Here is a 10,329-nt window from a genome sequence, read left to right as displayed (position 1 = left end):
GGACGTGGACTGGGCGTCAGAGACGGTTGGCGTGCCGCCGCGCGGGTCGGCGGGGGCGGCTGGGCCGGAGGGGCCGGCCAGCTTGCGATTCACATCCATGGTTCGGTCTCCAGTTCGAAGGCGGTGGCTTCCACGGCGAGGAAAGCCTCGGACAGGTCGGCCACGAAAGCGTAGAAGCAGGCCTCCGGCTGGCTGCGCAGGTCGGCCAGGCAGCGCGCGTACCACGGCGCGATATGCGCCATCCAGAAGCGGCGCTGAACCTCGACCGGTTGCGGGGCACGGCCGCCGCTACCCGCGATCAGCACCCGCATCGTCTCGCACAGCGCGCCCAGGTGGTCCTCGGTATCGCCACTGCCGCTGCGGCGCGCCAGGCCGAGGCGAGCCAGATCGGCGCGCAGCTCCACCAGCGGACCTTCATGCAGGAAGCCAGCCTGGTACAGCGAAGCGAAAGGATTGACCTTGGGCGCGGCGATGCTCACGAACAGCGCGTCGTACTCGTCGCGCACGGCCTGCAGCGGGATGCGCGCGGCGGCATTGGCCAGCGCGGCCCAGGCCTGTTCCAGCGGCTGCACCGCGCCCAGGCGCACCGGGGCGGCGGCCAGGTTCTGGTAGAGGTAAGCGTCCGGCGGTGCGAACAGCAGGCGCGCCAGCAGGGAATACATGTCCGCACGCGCCTGGTCTTCCTCTGCGGGGCCCATGGTCGCGGCAAATTGCACGGTCGTTGTAGTCGTCACGTCTCCACACCTCAGGTTATGGCCGAGTCTACGACAATCGTTTCCGCACAAGCGCACAGTAGACGTATGTACATCGTGCTGTGTTAGGCTGCGCGCGACCTGTTCACCGAGGAGTTTCCATGTTCCGTCACGCGCTCGCTGCCCTGCTCGTTTCCGCCGCCCTGCCCGCGTTCGCGCAGGCGCCCGCGCCACTCAAGCTGCCTGCCGATGTCGCGTCCTTTTTCAGCGGGCAGTGGAGCGGCAAGGGCGCATTCGCGAGCGGGCGGCCGATCGAAGCGGACGTCGCCTTCACGCCGGAGCTGGACGGAGCGTGGATGAGCTACCGCCACACCGACCGCGCGCCCAACACGTACAAAGCGCTCAGCATGTGGGGCGCACGCAAGGATGGGGGGCTGGCAATGGTGGTGTTCGACAGCATGGGCGGGCAGCGCGAGCTGGTATCCAGCGGCTGGGTCGACGGCAAGCTGACTTTCGCGCGCGGCGAAGGGGCACGCGAAGAGCACTTCGTGTTCGAAAAGATCGACGCCCGGCACTTCCGCATGACCTACGAAGTGCGCAAGGACGGCGCGGCCTGGCGGATGGTGGACGCGCTGGTGTTCGAGCGCGCCGCCGCCGCGCGTTAAGGCTGCGCGCTACGCGCCCGGCGCGCGGGAGGGTACGGCCGCCGCCGGCAGGCTGTTGGGGCGCATGACCAACAGCGTGACGGCCAGCATGACGAGGTGCGCACCCGCCGTCCAGTATGGCGCGGCAGTGGCATTGGCCACGTCCACCTGCCCGAACAGATCCGCGAGGCCATTGGCCAGGTTCCAGCCCCAGTGCAGGCCCACCGCCGCCCATAGCGTACCGCTGCGGTACAGTGCCGCCGCGTAGGCCAGCCCCATGCAGAACAGCATGATCCACTCGCTGGGCCCCTTCTGCAACCGATAGATGTGGTTCAGCACATACAGCGCCGACGACACCACGATGAACAGCCAGCGGCCATCGAGACGCGGGAAGGCCCGCAGCACCAGGCCGCGCGTCAGGATGTCCTCCGAGATCGACGCGACGAAGGTGCCGAACACGGTCAGCGCCAGCGGCCCGGCCAGCGCGGCCAGCGGCGGACCTCCGGTCCAGGCGACCGTGTAGACGTCCGCTCCGCTTCCGATCACCAGCGCCAGCGCCTTGGCCGCGCAACTGAGCACCACGCCCAGCCCGAGCAGCCGCAGCCAGCCCTGGCGCGCATCGAGGTACCACGCGCGCAGGCCATGAAAGCCAAGCATGCGCGAACCCCACCAAGCCACCAGCGGGACCATGAGGATCAGGTTGTCATTGCCCACGCCGTGCGGCAGCTGGTAGAAGAAGAACAGGACCACGGCCACCAGCAGCAGGCGGGCGGCGGTGGGGCGCGGGATGGCGCCGTTGGATGTCAGGTGCATGGGCTCTCGCGGTATCCGACCGAACTGTTGAGGAACGCGCGAAAGGATATCAGGACCGGTCCAGGATGCCCAGCAGCTGGCCCATGTCAACCGGCTTGACCAGGTAGTGGTCGAACCCGGCCGCGGTGGCGTTGGCGCGATCGCGCTCCTGGCCGTAGCCGGTGACGGCGATCAGCAGCGGCGCGCGCAGGCATTGCGTGCGGATGCGGCGCGCCAGTTCGTTGCCATCGATTTCCGGCAGGCCGATGTCGAGGATGCAGGCGTCGAAGGCGTCTTCGGCGACCATGCCCAGCGCTTCCAGCGAGGCGTGACAGACCGTGACCGCGTGTCCGGCCTCGCCGAGGAACAGGCCGAGGATCTCGGCGGCATCGACGTTGTCGTCGACGATCAGTACGCGCTGGCCGCGCGCAGGCACGCGGGTGTCGTAGGCGCCCGCCGCATCGGCGTGCGGGGCGTGCAGCTGCGCGAGGCGCGGCAGGCGCACCGTGAACTCGCTGCCCTGCCCCAGACCCGCGCTGTGCGCCTTGACGCGTCCGCCGTGCAGCTCCACCAGGCTTTTCACCAGCGCGAGCCCGATCCCGAGGCCACCCTGCGAACGGTCCGCACTGCGCTCGGCCTGCGCGAACAGTTCAAAGGCGGTGGCCACCAGGTTCTGATCCATGCCGATGCCGTTGTCCTTCACGCAGATGGCTACCTGATGCTCGCCCGCTTCCACCTGCAGCTCGATGTGCCCGCCCGGCAGCGTGTACTTGGCGGCGTTGTTCAGCAGGTTGGCCAGCACCTGGGTGAGGCGCTTCTCGTCGCCCTCCACCAGCACTGGGTCATGCGTGTGCGCCAGCACAAGATGATGGTTGCGGGCCTCCATCAGCGGGCGCACCTGTTCGACGGCGGCTGCCACCACGCGGCCCACGGGGACCGGTTTCTTCTCCAGCAACACCAGCCCGCGCGTGACGCGCGAGACGTCCAGCAGGTCGTCCACCAGGCCGGTCATGTGGTCCACCTGGCGCGCCACGACGGTGCTGGTGCGCTCGATGATGGCCGGGTCGCGCGACATCTTCATCAACTCCGCCGCCGCGCGGATCGGCGCCAGCGGGTTGCGCAGCTCGTGGGCCAGCATGGCGAGGAATTCATCCTTGCGCTTGTCCGCGTTCTTCAAGGAGCGGTACAGGGCCGCGTTGTCGATGGCGACGGCGGCGCGGCGGCCGATCTCCTCGGCCAGGCGCACATCCTCCAGCGTGTAGATGCGGCGGCCCTCGGCTGTGACGAAGGTGATGGCGCCGAAGGTGTGCCCGCGGGCGCGCAGCGGCACGCCGATATACGAGCGCAGGCCCATGGCCAGCAGTGCCTTGCGGCGGTCGGGGTCGCGCACGGCCGTGTCCAGCAGCTCGGGCGTGATGTACTGGGTGTAGCGCGGCTCGCCGCTCTGGATCACGTCCCAGGCGCCGCCGGGCTGCTCGCGGTCCACCGGCCAGCGCGCGGCGATCTCGTAGCCAAGCGGGATTTTGGCCGCGTCCACGTGGGCGACGGCCACGCGGTCCAGGTCGCCGTCGTCGTCAAGCAGGTCGACGGCGCACCAGTCGGCAAAACTGGGCACGGCCAGGTGGGCCAGCTTGTCCAGGGTGCGCTGGTGATCCACGATGATGGCCAGCTCGGTGCTGACGTCGGCCACGAAGCGCAGGTCCTGCTCCGTGCGTTTGCGCTGGGTGATGTCGACGCACACGCCCACCAGGCCGACATGCTGGCCAGCGCTGTCGGTGACGAAGTCCGCGCGCCCTTCCAGCCAATGGATGCTGTCGTCCGGCCAGATGACGCGGTATTCGATGGTGTAGCCGGCGCCGCGTGCCCGCCCCTCGCTGAGCTGCTTCTGGATCGCCGCGACGTCATCCGGGTGAACCATCCGCAGGTAGTCGTCGAAGTCCGCCACGGAGGCTCCTGGCGGAAGTCCGTGCAGGACTGCCATGCCGGGCAGCCACTTGATCCGGTTCGCGGCGAGGTCCCAGTCCCAGGCGCCCATGCGGCCGGTGGTGAGGGCGAGCTGCAGGCGCGTCTCGCTGGCCGACAGCTGCTGCTCGCGCAGGCGGCGCATCTCGGTCACGTCGTGGCCGGACGCATACAGGAGGCCATTCTCGCCGGTGGCGGTGACAGAGAGCCAGCGCCAGCTGCCATCCTTGTGGCGGGTGCGCATCTCGAAGCGTTCGACAGCGGTGCCGCGCGCCAGGGCGGCCAGCTTGTCCGCCACTTCCGCGTGCTGGTCCGGATGCACGAATTCGAGAAAGGGGCGGCCCAGCAGCTCTGGCTCGGTCCACCCGAGAATCGGAGTCACGGCCGGATTCAGGGCGCGCAGCACGCCGTTGTAGCTGGCGATGGCGAACATGTCCTGCGACAGGCGCCAGATGCGGTCGCGCTCCGAGTCGCTGGATTGCACGCGCTGCTGCAGCTCTTCGTTCAGCACTTCGAGATGTGACTGGGTCGACATCTGGTCGGTGATGTCGATGGTGGCGCCGATCACGCGCAGGGTGCCGGTGTGGTGGACCTGCGCGTGGGTGGACAACCAGCGCACGGCGCCGTCGCGGCGCTGGATGCGGAAGCGGGCGCGGATTTCACCGCCTGGTTTGCCCAGGTCGGCCTGCATGTCGGCGGCGACGCGGGCGCGGTCGTCCGGGTGCACGGTGGCGAGGAACAGCTCCACCGATGGCCCGGCCTCGCGCGGCTGCATGCCGTGCAGTTCATACAGCTGGTCGGACCAGCTCACCGTGCCGGTGTCCGGCTCCCATTCCCAGATGCCAATGCGGCCCGCGTCGGTGGCCAGGCGCAGGCGCTCCTCGCTGATGCGCAGCGCGTCCTCGGCGCGGCGCTGGCGGTCCAGCAGGCGCACATTGAAGACGATGGGCGCGGCCAGGTCGGCGATCTGTTCGGCGAATGCGAGGTCGGCGCGCGTGTGGTGGCGCCCGGACTTGGCCATGAACAGGGTCAGGGCGCCCAGCAGCTCGCCGTGGAAGCGCACCGGGACCGAAATCATCGAGCCGAAGGCCAGCGCGCGCATGCCTTCCAAGTGACCCTCGCTGGCGGCGGCGTGGCAGTACCAGGCGTCGTCGATGTGCGGGTGGTAGGCGGAAGCGTTGGTGGACAGCGCGCACAGGTTGATGTCGGTGCGCTCGCTGCGGATCCACTGGGTACCGCACAGGATTGCCTCGGCCTGGTCGTCGGCATGGGCACGCACGGTGCGGCGCACGCCCTTGTCCAGCACCACGTCGAAAAAGCCGAAGTCGCCCAGTGCGGGCAGGCAGGCGGCGATGGTGTTGGCCAGGGTCTGGTTCAGGTCCAGCGTGGACGCCAGCAGGCTGGCCGCGGCGCGAAACACGCACAGCTGTTCAACTGCCTGTTCCTGGGACGAAGGATCATGGGGCGGAGCCATCCGGCCATTCTAGATCAGATCGTCAAATGTTGCCGCGCAGAATTTGCAATCGTGCGCCGCGCGTAGTCCACGGCAGCCGGACTGACAGCAGCGATAGCAGGCGCCCAAAACAAAAAAGCCCCAGCACGGATGCTGAGGCTTTCGAATTCTGGCTCCCCGACCTGGACTCGAACCAGGGACCTGCGGATTAACAGTCCGTCGCTCTACCGACTGAGCTATCAGGGAAAAGAGGCAACATTATATTCACCGCTCACAGTGCCGTCAAGAATCAGACGAATGGCTCAGTGAACACTCTGCTGCCGTTTCGGATCACTCCGAAAGAGGCAAGATCTTACAGCACCTTGGCGATCGCGTCAATCACACGCTCGATGTTCTTCGAGTTCAGCGCGGCCACGCAGATGCGGCCGGTGTCCACCGCGTAGATCGAGAACTCGTCGCGCAGGCGGTGCACCTGCTCTTTCGTCAAGCCCGAGTACGAGAACATGCCCACCTGCTGGCGCACGAACTCGAAATCACGGCCCGGCGCCTTGAGTTTGAGGCGCTCCACGAACTGGTCGCGCATCTCCTTGATCCGCACGCGCATCTGGGCAAGCTCGGACTCCCACAGCTGGCGCAGCTCCGGCGTGGTCAGCACCGCGGCCACCACCTTGCCGCCGTGCGTCGGCGGGTTAGAGTAGTTGGTGCGCACGATGCGCTTCAATTGCGACAGCAGCCGCGCCGCTTCTTCATGCGAGGCCGCGACCACCGACAACGCCCCCACCCGCTCCCCGTACAGCGAGAACGACTTGGAAAAGGAATTGGACACCAGCAGCGGCACCCCGGTCGCCGCGAACTTGCGCACCACGGCGCCGTCTTCCGCGATGCCCGAGCCGAAGCCCTGGTAGGCCATGTCGAGGAACGGCACCAGCCCGCGCGCCACGACGATGGCGATCACCTGCTCCCACTGCGCCGCGGTGAGGTCCGCGCCGGTCGGGTTGTGGCAGCACGCGTGCAGCACCACGATGGACCCGCGCGGCATCGCTTCCAGCGCTGCGGTCATGCCCGCGAAGTTCACGCCATGGGTGGCCGGGTCGTAGTAGGTGTAGTTATTGACCGTGAAGCCCGCGCTCTCGAACAGCGCGCGGTGGTTCTCCCAGCTTGGATCGCTGATGAAGACCTGCGCATCGGGTGCGAAGCGCTTGAGGAAATCGGCACCGATCTTCAGCGCGCCGGTGCCGCCCAGGGCCTGCACCGTGACCGCGCGCTTCTCTTGAATAACCGCGCTGTCGGCACCAAATACCAGTTCCTGCACCGCCTTGTCATACGACGCCAAACCCTCGATCGGCAGGTAGGTGCGCGGCGCCCGCTGCTCCATCAGCACCTCTTCCGCCTTGCGCACGCAGTTCAGCAGCGGGACTTTGCCTTCGTCGTCATAATAGACACCCACGCCGAGATTGGTTTTCTGCGGATTGGTGTCGGCGTTGAAGGCTTCCGTGATGCCGAGAATGGGGTCGCGCGGGGCCATGTCGATGGCGCCGAAGATGCTGGCTGATGCTGGTGAGTTCATTTGATAAACTGAGCAGGGTTGTATAGACAGCGAGCCCGTTGCAGCAAGGGTGTTCGCAGAGGGACAACCATTCTAACAAAGGTCTGATTTCATGGCAGAAGAGGCAGCAAATTCCGGTCCCGCCCCCACCGTGGTGACCTTCCCGAACTCTCCGTTCCGCTTGCACCAGCCGTTCCCGCCCGCGGGCGACCAGCCGACTGCGATCGACGGGCTGGTGGAAGGCATCGACGACGGCCTGTCTTACCAGACCCTGCTCGGCGTGACCGGCTCCGGCAAGACCTACACCATGGCCAACGTGATCGCGCGCGCCGGCCGCCCGGCCATCGTGTTCGCGCCCAACAAGACGCTGGCCGCGCAGCTGTACGCCGAGTTCCGTGAGTTCTTCCCCGAGAACGCGGTCGAGTACTTCGTGTCGTACTACGACTACTACCAGCCGGAAGCCTATGTGCCGCAGCGCGACCTGTTCATCGAGAAGGACTCGTCGATCAATGAGCACATCGAGCAGATGCGCCTGTCGTGCACCAAGTCGCTGATGGAGCGGCGCGACGTGGTCATCGTGGCCACGGTCTCCGCGATCTACGGTATCGGTAACCCCAACGAGTACCACCAGATGATCCTCACGCTGCGCCACAAGGACAAGGTGGCCCAGCGCGACGTGATCGCGCGCCTGATCCAGATGCAGTACACCCGCAACGAGATGGACTTCGGCCGCGGCACCTTCCGCGTGCGCGGCGACACCATCGACATCTTCCCCGCGGAGCATGCGGAGCTGGCGATCCGCGTCGAGATGTTCGACGACGAGATCGACTCGCTGCAGCTGTTCGATCCGCTGACGGGGCGCGTGCGCCAGAAGATCCCGCGCTTCACCGTGTACCCAGGCTCGCACTACGTGACCCCGCGCTCCACCGTGCTGCGGGCGATCGAGTCCATCAAGGCCGAACTGCGCGACCGCCTGGAGTACTTCCGCAAGGAGAACAAGCTCATTGAAGAACAGCGGCTAGAACAGCGCACCCGCTTCGACCTGGAGATGCTGGCCGAAATCGGCTTCACCAAGGGCATCGAGAACTACTCGCGCCACCTGACCGGCGCCATGCCCGGCACGCCGCCACCGACGCTGGTCGACTACCTGCCCAAGGACGCGCTCATGTTCCTCGACGAGTCGCACGTGCTGATTGGCCAGCTCAATGCCATGTACAACGGCGACCGCTCGCGCAAGACCAACCTGGTGGACTACGGCTTCCGCCTGCCGTCCGCGCTGGACAACCGGCCGCTGAAGTTCGAGGAATTCGAATCGAAGATGCGGCAGACGATCTTCGTCTCCGCCACCCCCGCCGAATACGAGCAGCAGCATGCGGACAACGTGGTCGAACAGGTGGTGCGCCCGACCGGCCTGGTCGACCCGAAGATCATCGTCAAGCCGGCGCGCACGCAAGTGGACGATTTGATGTCCGAGATCACCGACCGCATCGCCAAAGACGAGCGGGTACTGGTCACCACGCTGACCAAGCGCATGGCCGAGCAGCTGACCGAGTACCTGTCCGACCACGGTATCAAGGTGCGCTACCTGCACAGCGATATCGAGACCGTGGAACGGGTGGAGATCCTGCGCGACCTGCGCCTGGGCACCTTCGACGTCCTGGTCGGCATCAACCTGCTGCGCGAGGGCCTGGACTTGCCGGAGGTGTCGCTGGTCGCGATCCTGGATGCGGACAAGGAAGGCTTCCTGCGTTCCGAGCGCTCGCTGATCCAGACCGTGGGCCGGGCGGCGCGTAACCTCAACGGCGTGGCCATCATGTACGCCGATAACGTCACCGACTCGATGCAGCGCGCGATCGACGAGACCGAGCGCCGGCGCGCCAAGCAGATCGCCTTCAACGAGGCGCACGGGATCACGCCGCGCGGCGTGAAGAAGGCCATCAAGGAAATGATCGATGGCGTCTACAGCCCGTCCGGCGCGCGCGAGACGGTCGAGGAGCAGAAGCAGACGGCCAAGGTCGAGGCGATGAGCGAGAAGCAGATCTCGAAGGAGATCAAGCGGCTCGAGAAGCTCATGGTGGACCACGCCAAGAACCTGGAGTTCGAAAAGGCCGCGCAGGTGCGCGACCAGCTGCACGTGCTCAAGCAGCAGGCCTTCGGCGCGCCGGGGGCGGACAACGTGGTGTCCATGCTGGGGAAATAAGCCGCACGGCGCCGCGCCTGGCGGCGCAGATGGGCCACGCTGGCGGAGCTTGCAAAGCGGGGTCGGCACCGCACCTGGCGCTCGCCCCCCGGTCCTTGCGGGCGGCGCGTGCCCGTGCCGCTTGCTCCCCTCAGGCCTGCACGCCCCACAGGGCCAGCGCTTCCTCCACCACCACGTCTGGCCGCTCCTCGGGCCAGAACAGCTTGTAGCCGTCCAGGCGACGCACCCCGCGGCCATTCCCGAAAGCCTGCTCGAAGTGCGCGGGCGCGCCGGTGAAAAAGATGTCGTCTGCCAGGCCCCACACCACCCGCGCCGGCACCTTCGACTGCTTGAGCGGTGCACTCACGCCCGCCAGCACGTTGTGGTCCAGCGCGATGGCGTAGGCGTGCACTAGTGCCTTGCGTGCCGGACTGGAGACCAGCGGGAGCAGGTAGGCGTCCAGCGCGGCGTCGCTGGGCGCGTCCGGGTGCAGGTAGCACAGGCCGTGCAGGCCCTGGGCCGAGCGGGCCAGGTCGTGGTCCTTCGCCCACAACGCCAGCGAGCGGTCCACGAACACGCCCTCGCGTGCCTCGGCGATCACCGGCAGCAGCTTGGGCGGCGGGCAATCGGGTTCGCTGTCGCAGTTGGCCAGCAGGAGCGAGCGCACGCGCTGCGGGTGGCGCACCAGCAGCAGCTGGGCCACCGCACCGCCGCTGTCGCTGGCCAGCACGTCAGCCTGGTCCACGCCCAGCTTGTCCATCAGCGCGACCAGCATGGCCACCTGGTCGTCCGGTGCCACGCCCTGACCCGGCGCCGGTTCGGTGTAGCCCAGGCCCAGGAAGTCCGGGGCGATGCAGCGGCGGTGTGCGGACAGCGCCGCCACCGCATCACGCCACTGGAAGCTGTTCAGAGGGAAGCCATGCAGGAACAGCGCCGCCGGGCCGCTGCCCTGCTCGACCACGGCGATCCGGCCCAGCGGCAGCGTCACATGCCGGCGCAGCTGCTGCCTCCGTGCGAGCGTCATCGCACCTGCGACGCCGCGCGTCGCCGCGACCGCGGGC

The 10,329-nt window shown here is 67.4% G+C and carries 7 protein-coding genes and 1 tRNA gene; 2 read left to right on the top strand and 6 right to left on the bottom strand.

Annotated elements, in window-relative coordinates; translation table 11 throughout:
- Positions 1-89: 89 nt before the first annotated feature.
- Positions 90-734, bottom strand: a complete 645-nt coding sequence (locus E4L96_RS19630; RefSeq protein ID WP_229414627.1) for a TorD/DmsD family molecular chaperone — start codon at positions 732-734, stop codon at positions 90-92.
- 119 nt (positions 735-853) lie between these two features.
- Between E4L96_RS19630 and E4L96_RS19625 the strand changes: the two genes are divergently transcribed.
- Positions 854-1,357 (top strand): hypothetical protein, encoded by a 504-nt coding sequence (locus E4L96_RS19625; RefSeq protein ID WP_135208906.1) that lies wholly within the window; start codon positions 854-856, stop codon positions 1,355-1,357.
- A 9-nt stretch (positions 1,358-1,366) separates the two neighbouring features.
- Here E4L96_RS19625 and E4L96_RS19620 read toward each other — a convergent pair whose 3' ends face one another.
- The 4 genes from E4L96_RS19620 to E4L96_RS19605 all read right to left on the bottom strand — a co-directional run bounded on the left by E4L96_RS19620 (position 1,367) and on the right by E4L96_RS19605 (position 7,110).
- Positions 1,367-2,149: a CPBP family intramembrane glutamic endopeptidase gene (locus tag E4L96_RS19620; RefSeq protein WP_135208905.1), complete on the bottom strand. Its 783-nt coding sequence runs from the start codon at positions 2,147-2,149 to the stop codon at positions 1,367-1,369.
- A 49-nt stretch (positions 2,150-2,198) separates the two neighbouring features.
- A complete protein-coding gene (locus tag E4L96_RS19615) occupies positions 2,199-5,564 on the bottom strand; it encodes a PAS domain-containing protein (protein ID WP_135208904.1) in 3,366 nt (1,121 codons plus the stop codon).
- A gap of 149 nt (positions 5,565-5,713) precedes the next feature.
- Positions 5,714-5,789, bottom strand: a tRNA-Asn gene (locus E4L96_RS19610).
- Between the two features lie 106 nt (positions 5,790-5,895).
- On the bottom strand, positions 5,896-7,110 hold the full coding sequence (locus tag E4L96_RS19605; protein ID WP_135208903.1) for an amino acid aminotransferase: 1,215 nt from the start codon (positions 7,108-7,110) through the stop codon (positions 5,896-5,898).
- Positions 7,111-7,201: 91 nt separating this feature from the next.
- On the opposite strand from E4L96_RS19605, the gene uvrB reads away from it, so the two are divergent.
- Positions 7,202-9,289, top strand: a complete 2,088-nt coding sequence (gene uvrB / locus E4L96_RS19600; RefSeq protein ID WP_135208902.1) for an excinuclease ABC subunit UvrB — start codon at positions 7,202-7,204, stop codon at positions 9,287-9,289.
- Positions 9,290-9,419: 130 nt separating this feature from the next.
- Here the strand turns inward: uvrB and E4L96_RS19595 are convergent.
- On the bottom strand, positions 9,420-10,329 hold a 910-nt coding region (locus E4L96_RS19595; RefSeq protein WP_135208901.1), incomplete at its 5' end, for an alpha/beta fold hydrolase.

Origin of the sequence: Zemynaea arenosa (genome assembly GCF_004614185.1) — a bacterium.
Lineage (GTDB): Bacteria > Pseudomonadota > Gammaproteobacteria > Burkholderiales > Burkholderiaceae_D > Telluria > Telluria arenosa.
The sequence above is the reverse complement of the archived record's forward strand: the minus strand, read 5'-3'. Positions and strand labels throughout refer to the sequence as shown.

What these genes read in the sequence shown, in the direction of transcription:
- E4L96_RS19625 (WP_135208906.1), top strand. Translation starts at nt 854, where the DNA reads ATGTTCCGTCACGCGCTCGCTGCCCTGCTCGTTTCCGCCGCCCTGCCC.
- E4L96_RS19620 (WP_135208905.1), bottom strand. Translation starts at nt 2,149, where the DNA reads ATGCACCTGACATCCAACGGCGCCATCCCGCGCCCCACCGCCGCCCGC.
- E4L96_RS19615 (WP_135208904.1), bottom strand. Translation starts at nt 5,564, where the DNA reads ATGGCTCCGCCCCATGATCCTTCGTCCCAGGAACAGGCAGTTGAACAG.
- E4L96_RS19605 (WP_135208903.1), bottom strand. Translation starts at nt 7,110, where the DNA reads ATGAACTCACCAGCATCAGCCAGCATCTTCGGCGCCATCGACATGGCC.
- uvrB (WP_135208902.1), top strand. Translation starts at nt 7,202, where the DNA reads ATGGCAGAAGAGGCAGCAAATTCCGGTCCCGCCCCCACCGTGGTGACC.